This window comes from Oceanobacillus picturae (assembly GCF_000612865.1).
Lineage (GTDB): Bacteria > Bacillota > Bacilli > Bacillales > Amphibacillaceae > Oceanobacillus_B > Oceanobacillus_B jordanicus.
Window position 1 is genome coordinate 107,281 of record NZ_CCAX010000001.1, and the last position, 24,766, is coordinate 132,046.

The 24,766-nt window shown below is 38.7% G+C and carries 22 protein-coding genes; 15 read left to right on the top strand and 7 right to left on the bottom strand.

Features of this window, described 5'->3' with window-relative positions; genetic code table 11:
* The first annotated feature begins 136 nt into the window (after positions 1-136).
* Together dut and BN988_RS00545 are read left to right on the top strand one after the other, a co-directional pair.
* Complete coding sequence (gene dut / locus BN988_RS00540) at positions 137-571, top strand: dUTP diphosphatase (RefSeq protein WP_036572180.1); 435 nt, start codon at positions 137-139, stop codon at positions 569-571.
* A 101-nt stretch (positions 572-672) separates the two neighbouring features.
* Complete coding sequence (locus BN988_RS00545; protein WP_036572181.1) at positions 673-1,758, top strand: M42 family metallopeptidase; 1,086 nt, start codon at positions 673-675, stop codon at positions 1,756-1,758.
* A 278-nt stretch (positions 1,759-2,036) separates the two neighbouring features.
* On the opposite strand, the gene BN988_RS00550 is transcribed toward BN988_RS00545, so the two are convergent.
* From BN988_RS00550 to sspI, 6 genes are all read right to left on the bottom strand, one after another.
* Positions 2,037-2,669: a lytic transglycosylase domain-containing protein gene (locus tag BN988_RS00550; protein ID WP_036572182.1), complete on the bottom strand. Its 633-nt coding sequence runs from the start codon at positions 2,667-2,669 to the stop codon at positions 2,037-2,039.
* Positions 2,670-2,745: 76 nt separating this feature from the next.
* Positions 2,746-3,414, bottom strand: coding sequence for an ABC transporter ATP-binding protein (locus tag BN988_RS00555; RefSeq protein WP_036572183.1), 669 nt, complete (start codon positions 3,412-3,414; stop codon positions 2,746-2,748).
* Complete coding sequence (locus BN988_RS00560; RefSeq protein WP_036572184.1) at positions 3,398-4,543, bottom strand: ABC transporter permease; 1,146 nt, start codon at positions 4,541-4,543, stop codon at positions 3,398-3,400. The genes BN988_RS00555 and BN988_RS00560 overlap by 17 nt, the downstream gene beginning before the upstream one ends.
* Positions 4,540-5,751, bottom strand: a complete 1,212-nt coding sequence (locus BN988_RS00565; RefSeq protein WP_187120228.1) for an ABC transporter permease — start codon at positions 5,749-5,751, stop codon at positions 4,540-4,542. Before BN988_RS00565 ends, BN988_RS00560 begins: the two co-directional genes overlap by 4 nt.
* Before the next feature lie 34 nt (positions 5,752-5,785).
* Positions 5,786-7,366 carry a DUF6583 family protein gene (locus tag BN988_RS00570; RefSeq protein WP_036572186.1) on the bottom strand — a complete coding sequence of 527 codons (1,581 nt, stop codon included), beginning with the start codon at positions 7,364-7,366 and terminating at the stop codon, positions 5,786-5,788.
* A gap of 407 nt (positions 7,367-7,773) precedes the next feature.
* A complete protein-coding gene (gene sspI, locus BN988_RS00575) occupies positions 7,774-7,995 on the bottom strand; it encodes a small acid-soluble spore protein SspI (protein ID WP_036572188.1) in 222 nt (73 codons plus the stop codon).
* Positions 7,996-8,160: 165 nt separating this feature from the next.
* Between sspI and BN988_RS00580 the strand changes: the two genes are divergently transcribed.
* From BN988_RS00580 to pheT, 3 genes are all read left to right on the top strand, one after another.
* On the top strand, positions 8,161-8,898 hold the full coding sequence (locus BN988_RS00580; RefSeq protein WP_036572189.1) for a TrmH family RNA methyltransferase: 738 nt from the start codon (positions 8,161-8,163) through the stop codon (positions 8,896-8,898).
* A 420-nt stretch (positions 8,899-9,318) separates the two neighbouring features.
* Positions 9,319-10,353, top strand: coding sequence for a phenylalanine--tRNA ligase subunit alpha (gene pheS / locus BN988_RS00585; protein ID WP_036572191.1), 1,035 nt, complete (start codon positions 9,319-9,321; stop codon positions 10,351-10,353).
* Positions 10,354-10,366: 13 nt separating this feature from the next.
* A complete protein-coding gene (gene pheT, locus BN988_RS00590; protein WP_036572193.1) occupies positions 10,367-12,793 on the top strand; it encodes a phenylalanine--tRNA ligase subunit beta in 2,427 nt (808 codons plus the stop codon).
* A 64-nt stretch (positions 12,794-12,857) separates the two neighbouring features.
* On the opposite strand, the gene rnhC is transcribed toward pheT, so the two are convergent.
* Entirely contained in the window at positions 12,858-13,793 is a 936-nt protein-coding gene (gene rnhC, locus BN988_RS00595; protein WP_051557592.1) for a ribonuclease HIII, read from the bottom strand.
* Positions 13,794-13,944: 151 nt separating this feature from the next.
* Between rnhC and zapA the strand changes: the two genes are divergently transcribed.
* The 10 genes from zapA (at position 13,945) to BN988_RS00645 (ending at position 24,698) form a co-directional block, all read left to right on the top strand.
* Positions 13,945-14,208: a cell division protein ZapA gene (zapA, locus tag BN988_RS00600; protein ID WP_036572195.1), complete on the top strand. Its 264-nt coding sequence runs from the start codon at positions 13,945-13,947 to the stop codon at positions 14,206-14,208.
* 2 nt (positions 14,209-14,210) lie between these two features.
* A complete protein-coding gene (locus tag BN988_RS00605) occupies positions 14,211-14,750 on the top strand; it encodes a CvpA family protein (protein WP_036572197.1) in 540 nt (179 codons plus the stop codon).
* Positions 14,751-14,985: 235 nt separating this feature from the next.
* Complete coding sequence (gene polX / locus BN988_RS00610; protein WP_036572198.1) at positions 14,986-16,704, top strand: DNA polymerase/3'-5' exonuclease PolX; 1,719 nt, start codon at positions 14,986-14,988, stop codon at positions 16,702-16,704.
* A 25-nt stretch (positions 16,705-16,729) separates the two neighbouring features.
* Positions 16,730-19,075, top strand: coding sequence for an endonuclease MutS2 (locus BN988_RS00615; RefSeq protein ID WP_036572199.1), 2,346 nt, complete (start codon positions 16,730-16,732; stop codon positions 19,073-19,075).
* A gap of 21 nt (positions 19,076-19,096) precedes the next feature.
* Positions 19,097-19,504 carry a DUF350 domain-containing protein gene (locus tag BN988_RS00620; RefSeq protein ID WP_036572201.1) on the top strand — a complete coding sequence of 136 codons (408 nt, stop codon included), beginning with the start codon at positions 19,097-19,099 and terminating at the stop codon, positions 19,502-19,504.
* Between the two features lie 173 nt (positions 19,505-19,677).
* On the top strand, positions 19,678-21,387 hold the full coding sequence (locus tag BN988_RS00625; RefSeq protein WP_036572202.1) for a long-chain-fatty-acid--CoA ligase: 1,710 nt from the start codon (positions 19,678-19,680) through the stop codon (positions 21,385-21,387).
* Between the two features lie 131 nt (positions 21,388-21,518).
* Positions 21,519-22,103 (top strand): TetR/AcrR family transcriptional regulator, encoded by a 585-nt coding sequence (locus BN988_RS00630; protein WP_036572204.1) that lies wholly within the window; start codon positions 21,519-21,521, stop codon positions 22,101-22,103.
* 16 nt (positions 22,104-22,119) lie between these two features.
* Entirely contained in the window at positions 22,120-22,893 is a 774-nt protein-coding gene (locus tag BN988_RS00635; RefSeq protein WP_036572206.1) for an enoyl-CoA hydratase, read from the top strand.
* A 27-nt stretch (positions 22,894-22,920) separates the two neighbouring features.
* Positions 22,921-23,694 (top strand): electron transfer flavoprotein subunit beta/FixA family protein, encoded by a 774-nt coding sequence (locus tag BN988_RS00640; protein WP_036572208.1) that lies wholly within the window; start codon positions 22,921-22,923, stop codon positions 23,692-23,694.
* A gap of 29 nt (positions 23,695-23,723) precedes the next feature.
* Positions 23,724-24,698 carry an electron transfer flavoprotein subunit alpha/FixB family protein gene (locus tag BN988_RS00645; RefSeq protein ID WP_036572210.1) on the top strand — a complete coding sequence of 325 codons (975 nt, stop codon included), beginning with the start codon at positions 23,724-23,726 and terminating at the stop codon, positions 24,696-24,698.
* The last annotated feature ends 68 nt before the right edge of the window (positions 24,699-24,766 follow it).

Consider the following 24,766-nt stretch of genomic DNA (forward strand, 5'->3'; position numbering starts at 1 on the left):
TGTCTTGTTTAATATTAAAGGTCCAATCATGTTAAAATGAAATGATTGTAATGTTGATTAAGAAAGGCTGAACAAGTGCATCGCGATCGACGCACACATATTGTAGCTAGATGGAAATAGGGGAGAGGTTGATTACATGACATATACATTAAAAGTAAAATTAGTTGATGAGGAAGCAACATTACCATTCCGCGCAAATGAAGGGGATGCTGGGATGGATTTATTCTCAATTGAAGAAAAAACAATTAAAGCAGGCGAGTCAGCTTTAGTAAGAACAGGAATTCAAATTGAGTTACCACAAGGAACAGAGGCACAGGTAAGGCCTAGAAGTGGGTTAGCTTTAAAGCACTCTGTTACAGTTCTGAATAGTCCTGGAACAATTGATGAGGGGTATCGAGGAGAGATAAAAGTAATCTTAATTAACCACGGGAAAGAGGATTTCCAGGTTTTGAAACAAATGCGAATTGCCCAAATGGTTGTCGCGCCTGTCGCACAAGTAAAACTAGTTGAAGCAGTCACCTTATCTGAAACTGCTAGAAATAAAGGTGGATTTGGATCCTCTGGAAGATAAATGAGGATGCCTTATTAAAACTAAGTCTTCTGTTTTGTTATTTTTCAAAAAACGGTTATACTGAAAAGGAACATTATATTATAGGAGGTACTTGTACATATATGGCAAAATTAGATGAAACATTAACGATGCTGAAAGATTTAACTGACGCTAAAGGTATTTCAGGTAATGAAAAAGAAGCAAGAGAGGTAATGCAAAAATATATCTCTCCATATGCAGATGAGGTTTATACCGATAATCTGGGGGGGTTAATTGCTAAAAAAACTGGCGATGAAAATGGACCAAGCATTATGGTTGCAGGTCATTTGGATGAGATTGGCTTTATGGTAACACGAATCGATGAGAAAGGCTTCGTTTATTTTCAAACCATTGGCGGATGGTGGAACCAAGTTATGCTCGCACAACGTGTAACGATAATGGGAACTAAAGGAGATGTAACTGGTGTAATTGGTTCAAAACCACCACATATTCTCTCTGCAGAAGCACGTAAGAAACCTGTAGATATCAAAGATATGTTTATTGATATTGGTGCTTCAAGTAAGGAAGAGGCAAAAGAATTTGGTGTAAAACCTGGAGATTCCATTGTCCCTTATTTTGAGTTTACCCAAATGAATAACGAGAAATTGCTAATGGCAAAAGCATGGGATAATCGTATCGGATGTGCTATCGTAATTGAAGTGTTAAAACAGTTAAAAGATACAGAACATCCTAACGTTGTATATGGAGTGGGAACTGTTCAAGAGGAAGTCGGACTGCGTGGTGCTAAGACAGCTGCACATACAATAAAGCCAGATATTGGTTTTGGTGTTGATGTAGGAATTGCTGGAGATATGCCAGGTGTATCAGACAAAGACGCTGACAGTAAGCTAGGAGAAGGCCCACAGATTGTTTTATATGATGCTTCTATGATATCTCACAAAGGAGTGAGAGATCTTGTTTTAGCGACAGCTGACGAGAACAACATCCCTTATCAGTATACCTCTATCGCGGCTGGTGGTACGGACTCAGGTTCCATTCACTTAACTGCAAATGGTGTACCTTCATTATCTATCACGGTAGCTACGCGCTATATTCATTCTCATGCAGCAATTTTGCATCGTGATGATTTTGAAAATGCTGTTAAAATCATTGTAGAAACCATTAAAAAACTGGACGCAGATACAGTAAAAGACATTGTACTAAGTTAAGCAGGGATACGGAAATACCTTGCATAGACTAAAGAGTATAGAATAAAGAAACGCCGAACGAAATAGGAATTCTAAAAGAGTTCCCGTAACGTTCGGCGTTTATATGTCCACATTTTTTTGCCGCGGTGCAAACATCCGTAAGACTCCCACTTTAAAACATAAAGTTAAACCTTTAGTTTTTAGTGGGAGTAAACGGTCGCTAACACCCCGATTCGTTCAACTAACAATCAGTGGGGGAAGAAAGAACCCCCCACTGATTGTAGTTTCACTTTATGAAACTATGCAAAGTAGCTGTTCATAACATTTGTTACATAATTTTGTGTTTCTTTAAATGGTGGGATTCCTTGATGTTTGTCAACATTACCTGGACCAGCATTATAGGCAGCAAGTGCCAATTCCATATTTCCGTTATATCGACTAAGCATCTGACTTAAGTATTTTGCTCCGCCTTCTATATTTTGCTGGGCGTCAAATGGATTTGTTACTCCAAGCCCTTTAGCTGTAGCTGGCATCAGTTGCATGAGACCTTGGGCACCAGCGGTACTACGTGCGTTTTGGTTATAATTGGATTCATTTTTAATAACCGCATGTATAAGTTTTTCATCCAAGCCATACTTCGTCGCTGCTTCTTGTACATATGTATTATACTGTGTAGCAGCACCAGTTGCCTCTGTTGTGAAAGACGGTGACGGGCTGGATTGTATTGCAGTATAAAGAGTATTCATATTTGAAACATTTTTATTTAAATCAGCACTCTGAGTTGTTGCCTGGTTTATTCTTTCCTGTAGCATTTGTTTAAATGCTAATTCCATCATGGGGGAACCATTAGAGTAAGGACTTGAGCCAGAAGATGAAGTCAACGTAGCCATTGCCTGATATTGAATCATTTGTTGTAACTCTCTTATCTCCATAGTAACTGCCCCCTTTCTCTTTTAAAATAGCTTACAGGATTATTTTACTATAATCTATCTATTATGCAATATAAATTTAAACTGGAATAATAGACTTACCTGCTTCTTCAAGTAGGTTTTTATAAAAAGGATCTTCACCGATACAGATAATTCGATCACATAATGAGATAATTTCATCCATATCATGGGAAGTATAAACGATGATTTTGCCTTCATCCATAGCTAATCGTTTTAGATAGTTGCCGATCTCTTTGCGCGATTTAAGGTCTATACCTACTGTAGGCTCGTCAAGCAACAGTAGATCCGGATCATGAATTAGACTGATTGCAATGTTTAATTTACGCTTCATCCCACCAGACAAGGACTTAACAGGGTCCTTCCATCTATCAAGCTTCATATCCAAACAAAGTTGTTTTAGCTGGGTTTTAGTTCTATTGGTCCAGGCCAGCTTTTCAAAAAACACCATATTTTCCTCTACGGTAAATTCATCCCATAAGGCTATTTCTTGGGGGACAAACCCAATCTGTTTTCGGAGATTCTTTTTATCTTCAAAATTTCTTTCATACAGTGATAGGCTACCATTAGTTGGTTTTTGTAAGGTGGCAAGGATCTGAAGCAGAGTAGATTTCCCCGCACCATTTTCCCCAACCAATCCGATGACTTCTCCTGGGTTAACGATGAAACTAATATCTCGTAATACTTTTCGCGCTCCGTAATTTTTTGATAGGTTATGCACCTTTAACATTTCTCTTCTCCTTTCGTACAAACCATATTGCAATTAAGATAACAAATACTATGTTCCATCCATATCCAATTTCTTTAGAAAGAAAGGATGCTAGTGGATTTCCTAATTGAAGCCATGGATAGCGACTTATTAATCCTTCGGTCGGAAGAATGGCACCACTTACAATGGCAATTAAAAGTGTGAGCACAAACGAGAAACCATAATAGACAGGTAATTTATTAATCCATATGGCAAGTATGAATGCTCCCATTAAAACGGTAAGTCGAAAGGAGAGGACAGCTAAGGTTAATGCCAGCGTTACAGCTTCTCCTAAGAATTTGTAAAATACTGCAATTGTTATGATGTCTACAATGATAAATAACAGCAGATATAACATAGCATTTCGCAGTAGATAAGAGTTAAGTGCTATTCGCATAAAGAAAAAACGTGGCGATAAGCTCTTGCGTCGTTCCCGTATAATCCAATCCATTACCATAAAGGTCGAAAGGATTGAAAAAATGGCCCATAATCCCCAGGGATTAAATAAAACAAATCGGTTTTCATCCTCTTTTGTGTTGGCATTTAAAAACGTAAAAGAAGTCTGTAGTAAGTTTTCTTCTGCTTCTACTTCCTTACTTTTGTCCACGATTTCTTCCCATGTCCAAATTTGTCCTGTATTAGGATATTGTTCACTAAGTTCCTGAATAGTGAGCACTGCTTTCGTTCTACCGGTATCCTGCTGTACGTAGGACATCACCATTTCCGCAATAGGAGAGTAAGCAAAGGATAGGTCTGAACGATAGCTCTTGATCAGACGATTTCTATTTCCTTTTTTTATTTGTTCCTCATAGCCTTCCCGTATGATAAATACACTATCAAGCTGGTGCTGTTCCAGCTGAGTTAAAGCTTCATCTTCAGATAGTTGTTCAACTCGAATGATGGGTGTTTGTTTGATAGAATCAACCAAGTCCAATGCCATAGGGGTGGTCTCTTCTAAGACAATTCCTACCGGTACCTTGCTGTCTTGTTGTAGGGAATTCGTTAATCCCATAATGGCCAGAGTAGCAATAATAGGAAATAGGAGCCAAAAAAGAAGCGATCCCCAATGCTTTTTTAAATGGATGAAGCGTGTTTGAAGAATTGCTTTCATTCCTGAATTCGCTCCTTTCCTATAGCTGTCCCTATAAAAATAAGAGTAGTAGCCATCGTTAGAAGCAAGAGTGGAATATAGTCAACAAATACTCTGTTATTTAAAACAATTTCTTGCACCCAATGGAGTGCCTCCACTGAGGGAACATAATCTATAAATTTTTGGAAAAAGACTGGAAAGTAAATCGTCGGGATAAGTGCACCACTTATTAAAAGGTACACACCGCTTACTATACTTTGAAGTAACAATCGTAATTTTTGCGAGAAAATTATTATTTCTACCATCCCGAGAGCAAAGAGAAATTGAGTACTATAAAGCAAGCTAAGCAGTAAGACTCGTCCATAGTCTTTGATCGTCATATCCCAATCAAATAATGAATGAAAAAGAAAAAGGGCAATTGCGGAAAATAACGTAGCTACCATAAGTGTAACGCTCATTTTGGCTAAGGTTTGCTGTAACTCGGTAACACCATATAATTTCATCCGCTGCTTAAGTCGCACAGTGTCTTCCTTAGATAAGAAGTTATATATAACAAAAAGCCATAATGTTACAAAAGTAAACCAAAAAGACAAGCTATAATAATTCAGTGGGTTAGATGTAGCCGCATTGCTAATTTCACTTTCATTTACTATTCTGTCTTTTCCAATTGTATAGAAAAAGTATTCCTTGAATTGTTCAAATAATAGATCGCTTCTTGTTTGACTATCCATGTCTAACTGCTTCGCATAATAATTAATGGTCAGGATATTAGCCTGTGAAGCACGTATGTGTCGTGTCACGCTTTCAATTAACTCTCTTACTAATTGGCTCTGTGCCGGTTGTGTTGGATTACCTACAATTGGGAACTCTACTGATCGACCTTGATATAGGTCTTCTGTAAACTCTTTTGGGATGATTATATAAGCACTCAAGCTGTCATCTTCTATTCGTTCAATCGCCTGCTGTTCTTCCATTCCTCTAAGTTCGAGGAAAGAGCTCAGCGGGGTCTCTTCAATTAATTGACTCACAAGTTGTGTTTCTTCCGATTGGTCTTGATCAACGATCCCGACTTGAACAGGGGCATGCTCATCGTTAATAAAAAACTGAAGTATAATAAATAGCACAAGACCAGTTAATAAGATCGGAAAAAGCAAAAGAAGAGGAAGTGAGAGCCACTTCCTCCTAAACTGTAATACATTATTTTTAACAAATAATCTTACATTCCTCATGAAATGCATTCTAGCACTTCCATTTCTTTAAAGATTAAAAGCCTGCTCCTCCGTAAAGAAGGTTTGAAACCCATTGCTGGAATTGTGGTGTTACCTCAGTATTGAAGTATTGTGACAATTCATCCATGCTCATACTTCCTATATCTTTCACGTTGTCCTCGTTTGGTAGCTCGACACTATCAATTGTTTTCCCTTCAACAGCAGCGTGTAAGGAGAACATGTCTTGACTCATATCTGGCGTGTTCACAGAGAAGGAATGTTCAGAAGTCATTTGATCACCTTCATAATTTGCATTTCCAGACCAAATTAAGCTTCCTTCACCATTCATTGGATCTTCGAACGAGAATGTCCGCTCAAACTCACGTGCTGTACCATCAAGTGTTTCTTCACCAGTGTAAGAAAGAACCGTATCAGCGAAAGTTAACGCAAGTGTATCCGTTGCTTGATTATCTTTCCAGGATAGGTCTCCTGTTAAGTTCATCGTACCTTCTGTATACCCATCGTCATAACTGAAATCATAATTAAATGATTGTTTTGCATCTTCAAGAAGTTGTGTGCCTTTTACAGCCAAGGTAACGGTATCCTCATTTTCTGTTGAACCTAATTTAACAGAGAAATCTCGCTGGGCAATTAAATCATCTGTGACCCAAATTGTAGAATTTAGTCCATCTGGGATGCTTACTTTATCTATTTCATCAATTCCTTCTTCTAAACCAGCTTCAAAATCGGCGATAAATTGGTCAGCATCAGGCGACATTGCTGTACCACCAAACTGTTGTAAAGCCATTTGCTCACGAATCATTTCCTTTAGTTTTTCATCGTCTTTCATTTTCTCTAATGTTTTAACGATAATGTCTTTAACCTGTTCTTCAGAAAGATGTAGACTAATTTTTTCTGTGTCTAAAGAGTGATCTTGGACTTTAATAGATTCTTCCGTTTGTTCAAATGCATCTTCAGGTAGCTCTTCAAAAATCATCTTTCCATATTCTTCTTTAAAGTACTCTAGATCTTCCGAGTTTGTTCCTTCAAATAATTGTTCTAGATTCATAGATTCCTCACCTGTGAAGGTTTCCGGGTCTACTTCTTTTAATAAAGGTCCAAGGTCTTCATCTTTTAGTTGTAATATTTCATCGATGAATGGTAGGCCTAGAAGAATCTTCTCTGCTGTAACATGGAATTGAACCCCATCTATCTCCATTCCCCCGAATGATGCAGCTAGTTCTGTGGATATTTGTTTTTCTTCCATGTCAGCAGCAGTTGTTAAGGTGATAGTAGAGTTATTAATGATCTGGCTAGGATCCAATCCCATTCCGTATCCCATCCCACCATTTGGGTCATTATATTCAGCTGATAACTCAACTGTTGACTCAGTAGGATTTTCTTCTGATGTTTCTAACCAATCCATTTCCGGTTGGTATCGATCTTCAAATTTATCACCTATGTAATCAAGTGAGTTTTTCTCTGCTAAAAAGTACTGAGCCTTAGCCGAATTGTCTAATAATATAAAAGCAGCTACACTACCTCCTATCACTAAAACTGCGGCAACAATGATTGCAATAAGTCCTTTGGATACTCCTTTCTTTTTCTCTGGAGTATTGTTTACAGTTTCATCCATTATCTTGCTCCTCTCCTTTGTCCTTTATCATTATTATATATGCTTAGAGTAAAAATACATAACGACAAAGTATCTTCATTCTTTTTATCAGATAAAAAAAATATAGTCAAATGGTTTCACAAAGGTAGGTAAATAGATTGTCATACCAAGGCTTATAATACTTTGACTTCAAGATAATTAAGAGGGTAATTTGGCCTTGTTTATTTCCGTAATTTGTAAATATAATTGGTAATTTCAAGAAATTGAATCGATGTGCGTAGGTCTTTTTCTTTATTTTAAAAAAATAGATGCGAATCGCATCTATTTTAGTATCGGTCTATTTATTGCTTTACATGACCAGGTTTTTTTAGTTTTTTGTCTAGCATTGAGCGCCAAAGCGTAAACCTACTTCCCTTTTTGCACTTATTTTAGCTAGCAGTTGCCTTTTTAACACCTTGCTCAAGGGCGTCGATCATTTCTTGTTTTTCTTGTTCATCTGATGCATTCCAAATTAATTCAAATAGCACACCTAAACCCGGAAGCATTTTTTCTTCTCCATCCTGGATGGCATCCACGATGGTTGCTTCTAATTGGGATTGGTCATTTGTCGCGATATTTGATAGTATTGCTTTCCGTAAATTTAAATCCATTTCTATTCACCTCTTTTAGAAAAATTAAAGCTAGGGATAGTTTGACCAGGAAGTAAAATAATATGTATGATAATAAAAATGGATTTAATTAATACAAGGATTACGAATGCAAATTAATAATAATCGGATGTTTTAGCTAATTTTAATATGAAGGATGAAAAGTCTATGATCACCTCAGCAAAAAATGAAAAAATAAAAGCGTTACGTAAGCTACATAAGAAAAAGGAAAGAACGGAGACAGGAACTTTTCTAGTTGAAGGAAACCACTTGGTAGAAGAAGCATGGAAAAGTAATTGGACTATTATGGAGGTTATTGCCCAGGAGGGTGTTGAGCTACCGAAATGGTGTGAAGAAATACAAGTTATTTTTGTAACAGAACAAGTATTTCAGCATGTGTCCCAAACGAAGTCTCCTCAAGGGATTGCGGCGGTTGTAAAAATCAAACAAGCAATGGTCGATTTAGATAATCATCTGTTGTTAATTGATGCTATTCAGGATCCCGGAAATTTAGGAACGATGATTCGCACTGCAGATGCAGCTGGATTTGGTGGCATCATCCTTGGTTCAGGCACTGTTGATCTCTACAATGATAAAGTGGTTAGATCAACGCAAGGATCTCTGTTTCATATTCCTATCAAAGCAGCACCCCTAGATACAGAAATAAAGCAATTAAAGCATAATGGGTACACCATTTGGGCTACTGCTTTGCAAAATGCACATAATTTTAGTGAAACCAACAGAAATAGCAAAGTAGCACTTATTCTAGGAAATGAAGGTGCTGGTGTACAACAAGTTTTACAGGAAAAAGCAGATAATGTGGTGAAAATTCCTATTTACGGGGAAGCAGAATCTCTTAATGTTAGCATTGCAGCTGGAATTTTAATGTACTATATTAAAGGATAATGTTGCACAAGTAATTTAAATTGCATATAATAAGTGTATTCTTAATAGAAAAGCGAAGAAAGAGACAGATAACATGATCATGTGGGAAAGGGAAAAAATGCCTTGACTGAAAGCATTTTTACCATAACGACTGTTATTATTTCACTCTAGAGCTGACACCGGGACCCTGTTTTATACTACAGGTAAAGGTGATCCGGAACATTCCGTTATCATGTTAGAGCTGGATGCATTTTGTACGTTAATGCGTCAATTAGGGTGGTACCGCGAATTTATAGCCTCGTCCCTTTTCTGGGATGGGGCTTTTTGTATTCTTTTTTAAACGAGTCACTTCTCTCATTGTTGGTTTAAGCAGTTAAAAAAGAAGTATCTTTTAATAAAGAACCATGCGGCATTTACAAAGATAGAAGGAGGTAAAACAGTATGAAGGAACAATTGGAAACAATTAAACAAGAAGCACTTGGTAGGATTGTGAGTGCAAATGAATTAAAAGAGTTACAGGACATTAAGGTTGCCTACCTTGGAAAAAAAGGTTCTTTAACCAGTGTATTACGCGGGATGGGTAAACTATCAAAGGAAGAGCGTCCAATTATTGGGGAATTAGCAAATGAGGTACGCGAAACAATTACGACAGCCCTTGAAGAAAAGGGGCAAAAACTTGAAGAGCTCGCACTTGAAAAACAGCTGGAGGAAGAAGCAATAGATGTCACCTTGCCAGGTCGTCCAGTTAATGTTGGGGGAGAGCACCTTCTAACAAAAATTGTAGAAGAAATTGAAGATTTATTTATTGGGATGGGTTATGAAGTAAGAGAAGGTCCAGAGGTCGAAACAGACTATTATAACTTTGAAGCATTAAATTTACCTAAAGGCCATCCAGCAAGAGACATGCAGGATACATTCTACGTAACAAACGAATTATTAATGCGAACACATACTTCTCCTGTGCAGGCAAGGACGATGAAGGAATTTGACGGAGATCAGTCGGTCAAAATGATTTGTCCTGGAAAAGTGTACAGAAGAGATACAGATGACGCAACACACTCCCATCAGTTTACACAGATAGAAGGGCTTTATGTAGGGAAAGACGTCCGCATGAGTGATTTAAAAGGAACATTGGATCAGTTTGCGAAGAAGATGTTTGGGAAAGATCGGGAAATCCGTTTACGCCCTAGCTTCTTCCCATTTACAGAACCATCTGTTGAGATGGATATCTCTTGTAAGGTATGTAATGGCCAAGGGTGCTCTGTATGTAAGGGCACAGGCTGGATTGAAATTCTCGGTGCAGGTATGGTACATCCAAATGTGTTGGAAATGGCCGGGTATGATCCGAAAGTATACACTGGTTTTGCCTTTGGGATGGGTCCAGAACGAATTGCCATGCTGAAATACGGTGTGAATGATATTAGACAGTTCTATACAAATGATAAACGATTTTTGAAACAGTACCATAACGCGTAAGGAGGTAGAGGCAATGTTAGTATCACTTAATTGGTTAAAGAATTATGTAGATATTGGAGAGATAAGTCCGGAGCAGTTAGCTGAAAAAGTAACAAAGTCCGGTATTGAAGTGGAAAGTGTGGAGTACATTGCGGAGAAAAGTGAGAATGTGGTCGTAGGATATGTACAATCCTGTGAAAAACATCCTAATGCAGACAAGCTAAATCTATGTCAAGTTGATACGGGAGAAGAAACGTTACAGATTATCTGTGGTGCACCGAATATCGCGCAAGGACAGAAAGTTGCGGTAGCTAAGCCAGGGGCTGTGTTGCCAGGTGACTTTAAAATTAAGAAAGTCAAATTACGTGGCGTTGAATCAAACGGTATGATTTGCTCACTACAGGAACTTGGGATCGAAGAAAAATATGTACCAAAAGAATTCGCTGAAGGAATTTTTGTTTTTCCTGAAGATGTAACAGTGGGAGAAAGTGTAGAACCATTATTAAACCTTAACGACGCTGTACTTGAATTTGAATTAACACCCAATCGTGCGGACTGTCTTTCCATGTTAGGGGTAGCCTATGAAGTTGCTGCACTACTGGATCAGCCACTCCAACTGCCAAGTGAGGAAGTAGAAGTTACAGATGAAGATGCTGCAGACTATATAAAAGTTGAAGTCGAAGCTAAAGATTTAAATCCGTATTATGGAGCTTTTGTTATTAAAGATATTCAGGTAAAGGATTCGCCACTTTGGATTAAAAATCATCTAATCGCAGCGGGTATTCGCCCGATTAACAATGTAGTCGACATTACCAACTTTGTAATGTTGGAGTATGGTCAGCCATTACATGCATTTGATTATGACCGCTTGCAGTCAGAAAGTATCGTGGTTCGACGTGCTAAGGATGGCGAGACACTTGTGACGCTTGATGAGCAGAAAAGAACACTTTCAGAAGAACATCTGGTTATTACGGATGGTAACAAGCCTGTTGCATTAGCCGGCGTAATGGGTGGCCTTGATACAGAAGTTCATGAACAGACTAAAACGGTATTACTAGAAGCCGCTTATTTTGAATCGTCTGCTGTAAGGAAAGCAGTGAAGGATACCGGTTTACGTAGTGAGTCAAGTACACGTTTTGAGAAAGGAATCGATCCAAATAGAGTAAGAGAAGCAGGTCAAAGAGCATGCCAACTTTTAACACAATATGCTGGTGGGAAGGTCCTAGCTAATGTGGTTGAATTCGACCAAATTGATCGAACCGAGAAAAAGATTAAACTTGTGACAAGTGAAGTAAATAAGCGACTTGGAACAGAGATAACAGCTGAAGATATTGCTGATATATTTCGCAAGCTTCGTTTCCATTTTGAACAGGACCTTGAAGAATTTATTGTCTATGCACCAACTCGCAGGGGCGATATAACCATTTTTGAAGATTTACTCGAAGAAATTGCACGTGTATATGGGTACGATAACTTGCCTTTTACATTGCCAGAAGGGGAAGCCCATGCTGGGGCGCTTACAGAGACACAACAGCTAAAACGGGATGTGAAACGCTACTTACAAAGTGCTGGACTTATGGAGACAATAACATACTCCTTAACAAGCTCGGCGAAGATCAGCCAACTAATCAGTCCAGAAATTCAAACATTAGATCCACAAGCTGTTGCACTATCAATGCCGATGAGTGAGGATCATAAATATTTAAGGTTAAGTCTTTTGCCAGAGTTGTTAAGTACTATTTCCTATAACCAGGCAAGAAATCAAGCAGATCTGTTTTATTTTGAGCTAGGTAAAATCTTCGTTTCCCAGGAAAAGATGATTACGAGCCAACCATCTGAGCAACTTAGAGTTTCTGGTGCACTTTCTGGAAAATGGATGGAGCATCCTTGGCAACAGGAGAAAAAAGAGGTTGATTTTTATGTAGTGAAAGGCATAATGGAAGGATTATTCGACTACCTAAAATTACCCGTCTCCTTCAAAAAAGGGACAATACCACAGATGCATCCAGGAAGAAGTGCTGTAATACTTATTAATGGTAAAGAAGTCGGCTTTATTGGCCAAGTACACCCTAGTTTACAAAAGGAAAGTGGGCTTAAAGATACGTATGTATTTGATGTGAATATGGAAGAAGTAATTGCCGAGCATAGTGCTGTTCCTTCCTATAGTCAAATTCCGAAGTATCCTTCCATTTCAAGGGACATTGCCTTTATCATGGATAAGCAAATTCCTGCTGGTGATGTGAAACAGACGATTGTCGAATTAGGAGCTCCATTAGTGAAACAAGTGGATATATTTGATGTCTATCAAGGAGAAAACATTGGGGAAAACAAGAAATCAGTCGCGTACAGCTTAGTATATCAGCATCCTGATAAAACTCTTACAGACGAAGAAGTAGAAGAGTCTTACACTAACATCCTTCATCACGTAAATGAGAAATATGATGCATATGTAAGATCATAATAGTGATATTAGAAGCCGATCAATTAGTCGATACGATTAATTGGTCGGCTTCTTTTTTAGTTACTTATAAATAGGCTTTCGCTTTTGTGGTATTTGCAAAATGGGTCTTAGCACATTGGTTTAATGCATCTTCACCCTGTTCGGTGATGAGCCTGGCGATTACTTGGTCAACTTTTTTTGATGCTCCTTTCGGTATCGTAACACCAAGTTTTTCGGATAGCCTATCTATTTCATCGAGAAAACGACTTCTAGCAATGATTGATCCAGCTGCAACTGCAATGGAGTAGCTTTCTGCCTTTGTCATAAAATAGGTCTTTTCTGCAAGTAATTGTTTTTCCGAAGCAATATGCCGCTTATAAATTGCTGGCTCACAAAACTGGTCAATTAATACACCCTCCAGGGGTTTATCTTCTACTTTCTTTAAAAGGCTTTTAATGACAGAGTGATGTAGCATAGCCTTCATTTTACCTTGTGACCAGCCACTGGCCTGTAGTTTATTGTACTTTTCATTTGCTAGCACCATCAGCGTATAGGGGATGTTCATTTTTACAATTTCCCTTGAAAGCTTCCTTATGGTAGCATCGGTTAGGTTTTTGGAATCCTTTACCCCCATTTTTTTCAACGTATCAATTTGGTCTGCACTTACATAAACGCCAGCTACTGTGATGGGGCCAAAGTAATCTCCTGTACCAGCTTCATCTGTTCCTATATGGCTCTGGGAAAATAAAGTGGAAGGTGGTGCATATGTGGATTGCGGTTTCCCTGTGGAATTCTCTTTTTTTGTGGAAGTGTTTACTGTTGCATCTGTCCATTTTCCTGCTTCTTTTTCAGGACTTCCGCCTTGAAATAAAACCTTTCCAGATTTGTAGGCTGTTATGACCGCATGTTCGGTCTTTGCCCGAAAAACCGCTCCCTGTGGAGTAGTAGTTAGAGATGTATGATAATGTTGCATCATTTTCTTAATTGTATTATATGGTAACGTATGCACAGACTGTGGCATTTACTCAACTCCTCTTTTTCCGATAGATTGACTATAGCAAAAACAGCGACAGAAGAAAACGGGTTTGTTCCATGATATCTCGGTTTCCTAATTCATTCACTTCATGTTAATATAAGATGTAGAATTTTTTATCAGGCAGGAGGGTATTCCCGTGACCCAAAATAATAAATCGCGGATCACTGTTGATATACATAATAAATCATATACGATTGTTGGGGAGGAATCTGCAAGTCATGTTCGCCTCGTTGCCAGCCTAGTTGATCAAAAAATGAATGAAATCCAAGAGGCTAACAGGCACCTAGATACAACCAAGCTTGCAGTACTTACAGCCGTGAATACAATGAATGATTACTTAAAATTAAAAGAGGACTATGCAGCATTATTAGGTTCATTAAAAAAGAAAGAGGATAACTAGATATGTTTGATCTTATCATACTGATTATATTAATTTTTGGTTTATTCGTGGGATTGAAGCGAGGGTTCATACTCCAGCTATTCCATTTATTAGGGTTTGTTTTGGCCCTAATAGCAGCATCTCTCTACTATGATAATTTGGGTCCGAAGCTAAAACTGTGGATACCTTATCCCGATTTAACAGATCAGGGAGCTTGGGCAGATTTTCTTCAAGCACTTCCGTTAGAAAGTGGTTTTTATAATGCCATTGCCTTTGTTATCATATTTTTTGCAGTCAGAGTTATATTACAAATTATTGCCTCAATGCTTGATTTTGTGGCATCTTTACCTGTCTTGAATTCAGTAAATAAACTGCTTGGTGCAGTGCTGGGATTTTTAGAAGTTTATCTTTTATTGTTTATTGTCCTGTATATTTTGGCCCTTACGCCAGTTGCCAGCATACAATCATGGATAAATGACTCTTCCATTGCCCTTGGGATGTTAGAAAACACCCCTTATTTATCAGAGAAGTTAAAGGATCTTTGGTTTAATACAGTGGCCTAATCTGATTGAATAAACTAACTATAAATGAAAAAGCAATAGATGCACCATAACTGACTGGTTCAAGTAGTAGTGATACAGTTGTATGTCATGTACAATAGGTATTAACTAGTTTGAATCAGTCTTTTTTACACGTGAGGAATGTATAAAATTATGGCCAATAAGCAAAGTTGGCGTAAAAATAGTGGCCATGCTCAAAGGTTAGAAAGAGAATATTAATGAATGTAGGTGAATTAAAATGAGTGTAAATAAAAAAGATGTTATTAAATTACTTGAAAAAATTGCAATCTATATGGAATTAAAAGGTGAGAATACGTTCAAGATAGCTGCATACCGAAAAGCAGCACAGGGCCTTGAGAAGGATGAAAGGTCGCTTTCTGCTATTGAAGACTTTCAAAAAATCAGTGGGATTGGGAAGGGAACCAGCTCGGTAATAGAAGCATTCGTTGAAACAGGTAATTCGGAAACACTTGCACAATTAGAAAAGGAAATACCAGAAGGACTCATCCCTTTATTAGATTTACCTGGTCTTGGTGGTAAGAAATTAGCCAAGCTATATCAAGAACTTGGGGTAAGGGATGGAGCATCTCTAAAAGAAGCATGTGAAAATGGACAGGTTGAGGCATTAGCTGGTTTTGGGAAGAAAACGGCAGAAAAAATTCTTTCTGCACTAGAGGAAGTGGGGAAACGTCCAGAACGTCTGCCAATTGCTATTATGCTTCCAATTGCTGAAAAAATTGAAGCATACTTAAGCCAGGTTAGTGAAATCCAGCAGTACTCCCGTGCTGGTAGCCTAAGACGAATGCGAGAGACGATTAAAGACATTGACTTTATCATTGCGACCGAACAGCCTGAACGTGTTAGAGAGGCATTATTAAATATAGAGAGTCTTAAAGATGTAATCGCAAAAGGAGATACAAAGGTATCTGTGACACTTGAGGATATTTATGATATTAATGTAGATTTTCGTTTGGTTGATCAGTCCGAATTTGCTTCTACCTTGCATCATTTTACAGGGTCAAAGGATCACAATGTTGCCATGCGACAACTTGCGAAGTCTCGGGGCGAGAAGATCAATGAATATGGGGTAGACGTGGAAGAAACAGGTGAGACATTACACTTTCCTACTGAAGAAGCCTTCTTTAAACATTTTGGTTTACCATATATCCCTCCAGAAGTAAGAGAAAATACAGGAGAAGTTGAGGAATTCCTCCCTTCAAATAGCTTACTTGAGCTTACTGACATTCATGGTGACTTACATATGCATACCACAGCAAGTGATGGAGCACAGTCACTGGAGGAAATGGTAGAAGAAGCAAGAAGAAGAAACTATCGCTACATTGCGATTACAGATCATTCTAAGTACCTGCGGGTGGCAAATGGTCTTGATGAAGATCGTTTAAGGAAACAACGAGAACAAATTGAAAAGCTAAACGAAACATATAACGATATCCATATTTTTGCTGGAGTGGAAATGGATATACGTCCAGATGGAACGCTCGATTTCTCGGATGACTTCTTAAAGGAAATGGATTTTGTGATTGCTGCGATTCATTCCAATTTTAATCAGTCGAAAGAGAAAATAATGGGTAGGTTACAGACAGCGCTTGAAAATCCCTACGTGTCTTTAATTGCCCATCCTACAGGTAGGTTGATCGGAAGACGGGATGGGTATCAAGTAGATATGGAACAACTTATCAAAAAAGCAAAAGAAACAAATACAGCTTTAGAAATAAACGCCAACCCAAATCGCCTAGATATAGCTGCAGAGTGGGCCAGAAAAGCCCAAGAGGCAGGGGTGAACCTCGCAATAAATACGGATGCGCATAACTATCAAATGTTGGAGCATATGAAGTATGGAGTAGGCATTGCCAGAAAAGGTTGGATTGAAAAAGATACGGTTATGAATACGTGGTCCGTTGAAGAGCTAAAGAAATATTTTTCACGGAATAAATAAGGAAGAAAAAAGGAGTAACACTTTTATGAATGAGCGAATCCTACGGGTAATGGAATTCGATAAGATTATAGATCAATTAAAAGACCATGCAGCAACATCTTTAGGTAAACGTCTTGCTGTTCAAACAAAGCCATCTGTTGTAATGGAAGAAGTCATACAGCGCCAGAAAGAGACGGATGAAGCTTCGCAAATTGTGCGTTTAAATGCAGAACTGCCGCTTGGTGGTATTTCTGACATACGGGCAAGCATCAAACGCTCGGTAATCGGAGGTAGCTTAGGGACTGACGAATGTTTAGATGTGGCAAATACCATTTATGGTGGAAGGCAAGTTAAAGATTTTGTTGGCAAATTGGAAGAAACGTACCCTATCTTAGAAGAGCTTGTGGAGCAGATCACCCCATTAAGAGAACTTGAGCAACTAATAAAAAGCTGTATTGATGATCACGGTTATGTGATGGATAGTGCTTCCCAGAAATTACGCAGTATCCGTTCTTCTATAAGAACCTATGAAAGCAGAGTCCGGGATAGGTTGGAAAATTACACACGAACTAATAGCAATATGCTTTCGGACGCCATTATTACCATTCGTAATGATCGCTATGTACTGCCTGTAAAGCAAGAGTACAGAGGAGCGATAGGTGGCATTGTACATGATCAATCATCCTCAGGTCAGACATTGTTTATGGAACCTAAAGCAATCGTTGACTTTAATAACCAGCTCCAAGAAGCATCGGTAAAAGAAAAGCAAGAGATTGAAAGAATTCTTCAGGAAATCACCGAACAGATTGCATTAGAGGAAGCCCCATTACTAATCAATATCGAAGTATTATCAGATATCGATGTAATGTTTGCTAGAGCAAAACTGGGTAAACAAATGAAGGCTTCGATGCCGAAAATGAATGATAATGGAATAATTAAAATGCAACAAGCAAGACATCCACTCATCCCCAAAGAGGAAGTGGTCCCGAATGATGTGGAAATTGGAGAGTCATATACCTCTATTGTCATAACAGGCCCCAATACAGGTGGGAAAACAGTCACTTTGAAGATGATCGGATTATGCACGCTCATGGCACAATCTGGTTTACAAATTCCCGCATTGGATGGCTGTGAGCTTGCTGTGTTCCAACACGTTTTTGCCGATATTGGAGATGAACAATCGATTGAGCAAAACCTGAGTACCTTTTCATCGCATATGACCAACATCGTAGATATCTTGAAGAAGGTTGATGATAAGACACTAGTTTTATTCGATGAACTTGGAGCGGGTACCGATCCACAAGAGGGAGCAGCACTTGCGATGTCCATCCTAGATGATGTGATAAGTAGAGGAGCAAGAGTAATTGCAACCACTCATTACCCTGAATTAAAGGCCTATGGTTATAACAGAGAAAATGTCGTGAATGCTTCAGTAGAATTTAATGTGCAAACGTTACGACCAACTTATCGTCTGTTAATTGGCGTTCCGGGTCGCAGTAATGCTTTTGAAATCTCCAAAAGACTAGGGTTGGATAATCATGTGATCGACCAGGCTAAAGGGCTGATCGGTGTTGATACAAAGAGCGTTGAAAACATGATTGCCTCACTCGAAGATTCACAGCTTTCGGCTGAAAAAGAATACGAAGAAGCACATCGAACGCTTATAGCAAGTGAAGAATTACATCAAAACATAAGAAATGCCTGGAACCAATATGAACAGAAACGAGAAGCTTTATATAAGAAAGCGGAGGAAAAGGCAGAGAGAGCATTAGCAAAGGCCCGTGAGGAAGCCGAGCTAATTGTAGATGAAATTCGTAAAATGAAGACAGAGACGAAGTTAAAGGAACATGAGTGGATCGAAGCGAAAAAGATGCTAGAAGAGGCACAGCCTAAGCTACGACAAAAACAAAACGACCAACAGCCTTCCGCGCCGGCGCAGTCCAAGAAAGAGATCAAAGCTGGTGATGAAGTGAAACTTCTGAAACTTAATCAAAAGGGAACGATTGTAGAAAAAGTTAGTGATAAGGAATTCCTTGTACAAGTTGGTATAATGAAAGTCAAAATGAAGCGCGATGATCTCCAGCCATTAGGAAAGCAAAAACAAACATATGAAAAACCCCTCACTACAATACGTGGGTCTAATTATCATGTTAGTACAGAACTTGATCTACGTGGAGAAAGGTTTGAAGATGCTCTTTTAAAACTAGAAAAATATATTGATGACAGCTTACTTGCCGGGTATGGGAAGGTATCCATCATACATGGTAAAGGAACAGGTGCCCTGCGCAATGGTGTAAAAGAGTTTGTCAAAAAGCATCCGAGAATTGCGGGGCAGAGATCTGGAGAAGCGGGAGAAGGCGGTAGTGGAGTTACCGTCATAGAATTGCGTTAGTGACAAATAGGAGGAAGCGCTGTGAGCACATTTTGGGAAAATGTTATTGTTGTAACGGCTGCTAGGTACAGTGTGGTTATATTAGCCACACTTGTGTTCCTAGCCATATTTGAAACAGTAACATCTTATAGAAATTGGGAAGAGATAAAAAAGGGAAATTTAGCAGTGGCAATGGCGACCGGTGGGAAAATATTTGGTATAGCTACCATTTTTCGTTTTTCCATTGAGCATAATGATACGGTGCTTCAAAGTATAGGCTGGGGAGCATTTGGCTTTTTGTTATTATTGTTTGGGTATTTTATTTTTGAATTTCTCACTCCAACAATAAAAGTTGATGAAGAAATAGGAAAGGGAAACAAAGCTGTTGGTTTAATTTCCATGATGATATCCATTGGATTGGCCTTTGTTATTGGGGTTAGCATAGAATAGGGGAGCGTTATTATGATACTTGACAGGCTGGCGAAAATATTAACAGTTGTAGCGGTTATTTTTATGATAGTTGGCATCGTTTATTTATTTAAATAAAAGTTACATAAAATTTTCAAAAATTGAAATTTACCGTTATAATGAAAATAGTATAGTAATAAAGGAGGAGATATAGAATGGGGCAGAGTAAAAGATGGTTAAAGCATTACCCCTCTGAGATACCTACCAGTATTACGTATGACAGGAAGCCCTTGCACGCTTTCCTTGAAGAAAGTGCTTCCCGATTCGCAAAAAAGAAAGCGCTTTATTTTATGGGGAAGGAGATAAGTTTTGAGGCGTTATATGTGGAAGCAAAAAAAATGGCATCCTTTATGCAGAAGGAAGGGCTGAAAAAAGGCGATAAGGTCGCCATTATGCTACCAAATTGTCCTCAGGCGGTAATTGGGTACTACGCTACACTTATGGCTGGGGCAGTTGTTGTACAGACTAACCCTCTTTATAAAGAAAGAGAACTGGAGTACCAGTTAAAAGATTCAGAGGCAAGCTTCATTATTTGCTTGGATGTTCTCCTTCCTACCGTTACCAACGTTATTCCTAAAACAAGCATTATGCACACAATTGTCACGGGCATCAAAGATTACCTACCATTTCCCAAGAATATGGTTTATCCTTTTATTCAAAAAAGACAATATAAAATGGTCGTGAAAGTAGAAGAATCAGAGATAACCCATAGCTGGCAAAAAGCAATTTCCGCATTGGAAACAGCTTACCAAAAAGTGGATATTGATCCAATGGAGGATCTTGCATTACTGCAATATACGGGTGGCACAACAGGATACCCTAAAGGCGTTATGCTGACACATTACAACTTAGTTGCTAATGTACAAATGTGTGACGCTTGGTTATACAATACAAAAGGTGAAGAGGATATTGTTCTCGGAGTTCTGCCCTTCTTTCACGTGTATGGGATGACAACCGTCATGAATAACTCTATTATGGTAGGCTCAAAAATGGTATTACTGCCTAAATTTGATGCAAAGGAAGTATTGAAAACAATTGATAAGCAAAAACCCACGCTCTTCCCAGGAGCGCCAACCATCTATATTGGTCTGCTAAACCATCCTGATCTATCTAACTATGATTTATCCTCAATTGAAGCCTGCATCAGTGGATCCGCCCCGCTTCCTATCGAAATACAGGAGCAATTTGAGAAATTAACTGGTGGTAAATTGGTGGAAGGGTATGGACTAACAGAAACCTCGCCTGTAACCCATGCGAACTTTGTATGGGAAAACAGGATTAATGGAAGTATTGGAGTACCTTGGCCTGACACAGAATGTAAAGTCGTGCTAATGGAGACGGATGAGGAAGCAGAAATAGGTGAGATTGGTGAAATTGTAGTAAAAGGACCGCAAGTAATGAAAGGTTACTGGAATAACAAGGAAGAAACAGATCAAGTACTGAAAGATGGGTGGCTATTCACTGGAGACTTAGGATACATGGATGAAGATGGGTATTTCTATGTAGTTGATCGTAAAAAAGATATGATTATTGCAGGTGGGTACAACATTTATCCTAGAGAAGTGGAAGAAGTGCTATACGAGCATGAGGGTATTCAAGAAGCGGTAGTGGCAGGAGTTCCAGACGCATATCGAGGAGAAACTGTTAAGGCCTACATCGTACTTAAGACTGGATCTACTTTAAATGAAGAAGAATTAAATCGTTTTTGTAGAAAGCATTTGGCAGCATATAAAGTACCAAAAATTTATGAATTCAGGACAGAACTACCGAAAACAGCAGTCGGGAAAATACTTAGACGTAGCTTAGTAAACGAAGAAAAGGAAAAACGGAAAGAGGAAGAAACGGAACACATTCAAAAAGCATGAGCCAATATGGCTCTTGTTGGAAAAGTTTGGACAACTTATATCGGTTGACAGATATCATCTTTGATCGTAAAATGAAATATGAATGATGATTCATTCATTTGATTATTTCTTGTTTAGATTAGGAGATTAAGATGAATAAACGAAAACCAAAGTATAAGCAAATTATTGAGGCAGCAGTGGAAGTAATAGCTGAAAATGGTTATCATGCCTCACAGGTTTCAAAGATTGCCAAAAAGGCAGGGGTTGCAGATGGCACCATTTATCTATATTTTAAAAACAAGGAGGATATTTTAGTCTCTGTTTTTGAAGAGAAGATGGGACAGTTCATAGAACAAACCGAAAACTCCATTGAGCAAAAAGAAGATGCGAATAAAAAGCTTTTAGCATTAATTGAAATGCATTTTCAGCAATTAGCAAGTAACCCACATTTGGCTGTAGTAACGCAGCTAGAACTCCGTCAGTCTAATCCTGAGTTGAGGGTGAAAATTAACCAAGTTTTAAAGCCGTATTTGACTTTGATTGACAGTATAATTAAGGAAGGTATGGAGGATGGGCTTTTTCGAAAGGAATTAATTCTACCGCTAGTAAGACAAATGATATTTGGTACATTGGATGAAACGGTAACCAATTGGGTAATGAAAGAAAGGAAATACAACCTAGTAGATCAGGCTGGAGACGTTCACCAATTACTTACTAATGGCCTTACTGTAAAATAACAAAGGAGGGAGAAAGATGTCTATATTAGCTTATGATGTAAAGGACGGGGTAGCTTATCTAACTATTCAAAGTCCACCTGCTAATGCGCTCTCCAGCACACTTCTGCTTGAATTGGAAGAAAAACTAAAAAAAGTGGAAGCTGATAAGAGTGTGAAAGCAATTGTATTAAAAGGAGAAGGAAGGTTTTTCTCAGCAGGGGCGGATATAAAAGAGTTTACTTCTTTTCAAGATTCTTCAGATTCTAAATCACTAGCACAAAAAGGGCAAGAGCTTTTTAACAAAATAGAACATTTTCCAGTACCAGTTATCGCAGCGATTCATGGGGCTGCGCTTGGTGGAGGATTGGAACTGGCAATGGCATGCCATATTCGAATTGTTACAAAAACGGCTAAGCTTGGGCTGCCTGAACTTACTCTTGGTATCATTCCAGGTTTTGCGGGAACACAGCGCTTACCGCAGCATGTAGGGAATGCCAAAGCATATGAAATGATTTTATCTGGTGAACCTATATCTGGGGAGGAAGCATATCATTTTGGGCTTGCCAATAGGGTCGTGGAAGAGGATGAATTGTTTACCGAAACTAGTAAACTTGCAAAAAAAATTGCAGAAAAAAGTAGACCTTCCATTCAGCATATTATGAACTTAGTGCCTTATGCGAAAACGGAACTCTTTGACAGAGGGTTGGAGGCAGAAGCAAATGCATTTAAAGAAGTTTTTGGTTCCCAGGATGCTAAAGAAGGTATCCAGGCATTCTTGGAAAAACGCAAGCCAAACTTTATAGATAAGTAATCCACTTTTAATTGAGGAGGAACAAAATTGGATATATACGTACTGTTAAAAAGAACGTTTGATACAGAGGAAAAGATAAACATATCGTCAGGGAAAATTGAAGATGACGGCGCTGAATTTATTATTAATCCATATGATGAGTATGCTGTTGAAGAAGCAATTAACCAACGGGATGAGCATGGAGGAGAGGTTACAGTAGTAACGGTAGGAGATGAAGAATCCGAGAAACAACTCCGTACAGCGTTGGCAATGGGAGCGGATAAAGCAGTCTTAATTAATACGGAGGAAGATTTAGAAGATGGAGATCAATATACTACTTCACGTATTCTTGAAGCGTATTTTAAAGATAAACAAGTCGACTTAATCCTTGCTGGTAATGTTGCGATTGATGAAGCGAGTGGACAGGTCGGACCGAGATTAGCTGAATTGTTGGGTATGCCTTATATTACAACGATCACCAGCTTAAAGATTGATAATGAAACAGTTTCCTTAGAAAAAGATGTAGAAGGAGACGTCGAAGTCATAGAATCAACACTGCCTTTATTGGTGACATGCCAACAAGGTTTAAATGAACCAAGGTATCCATCACTTCCAGGCATTATGAAAGCGAAAAAGAAACCGCTTGATGAGCTGGAATTAGATGATTTAGACCTTGATGAAGATGAACTTGAAGCGAAAACGAGAACAGTCGAGATTTTTCTGCCACCGGAAAAAGAAGCTGGAAGAGTTCTTGAAGGGGAAATTGGTGATCAGGTTCAAGAGCTAGTATCTTTACTTAAAAATGATGCAAAAGTGCTATAAAACCGTTCAGTCAGAAAGGGGAAGACGTAATGAGTGATAAATTTTTAGTTATTGGTGAAGCAAGGGAAGGTACATTACGAAACGTGACCTATGAGGCGATTGCAGCAGCTAAGAAGATTCAGCCCGAAGGTGAAATTGTTGGCATAATATGCGGTGATACAGATCAAGGAAGCCAAGCTGAGGAAATGATCTATTATGGCGCAGATAAAGTAATCACAATAAAGCACGATAATTTGAAAGCGTATACGTCAGAAGGTTATGGGCAGGCCATACTTTCTGTAATAAAAGAAGAAGCGCCTTCTGGTATTGTTATGGGACACACCTCGGTTGGTAAGGATCTTACACCAAAGCTTGCAAGTAAATTAGAGAGTGGTCTGGTCTCAGATGTGGTGGATTTAGAGCTAGATGGGGGAACTCCAGTTTTTACAAGGCCGATATACTCTGGTAAAGCATTTGAAAAGAAAACGGTAACAAGTGGGTTAACATTCTTTACAATAAGACCAAACAATGTACCAGCACTGGAACGAGATGAAAGCCGGAAAGGTGACGTTATCACAAAAGATATAGATGTTGCAGGTATTCGAACTGTAATTAAAGATGTTATTCGAAAAGCAGCAGAAGGAGTAGATCTTTCTGAAGCGAATGTAATTGTTGCGGGTGGTAGAGGTGTCAAAAGTGAAGAAGGCTTCAAGCCATTGTATGAACTAGCAGAAGTACTTGGTGGAGCAGTCGGGGCCTCGCGTGGAGCATGTGATGCTGAATACTGCGATTATTCTCTACAAATTGGCCAGACTGGGAAGGTTGTTACTCCAGACTTGTATATTGCTGTAGGTATTTCTGGAGCAATTCAGCACCTTGCCGGAATGTCTAACTCTAAGGTTATTGTTGCCATTAATAAGGACCCTGAAGCAAACATCTTTAATGTAGCTGACTATGGAATTGTTGGGGATTTATTCGAAATCCTTCCATTGTTAATTGAAGAAATTAAGAAAATGAAGCAATAGAAAAAGCTATTGCTTTTTCTATTGTCTGTCCAGTTACTGCGGCCCGGAGGACCAGGTCATGCCGACGT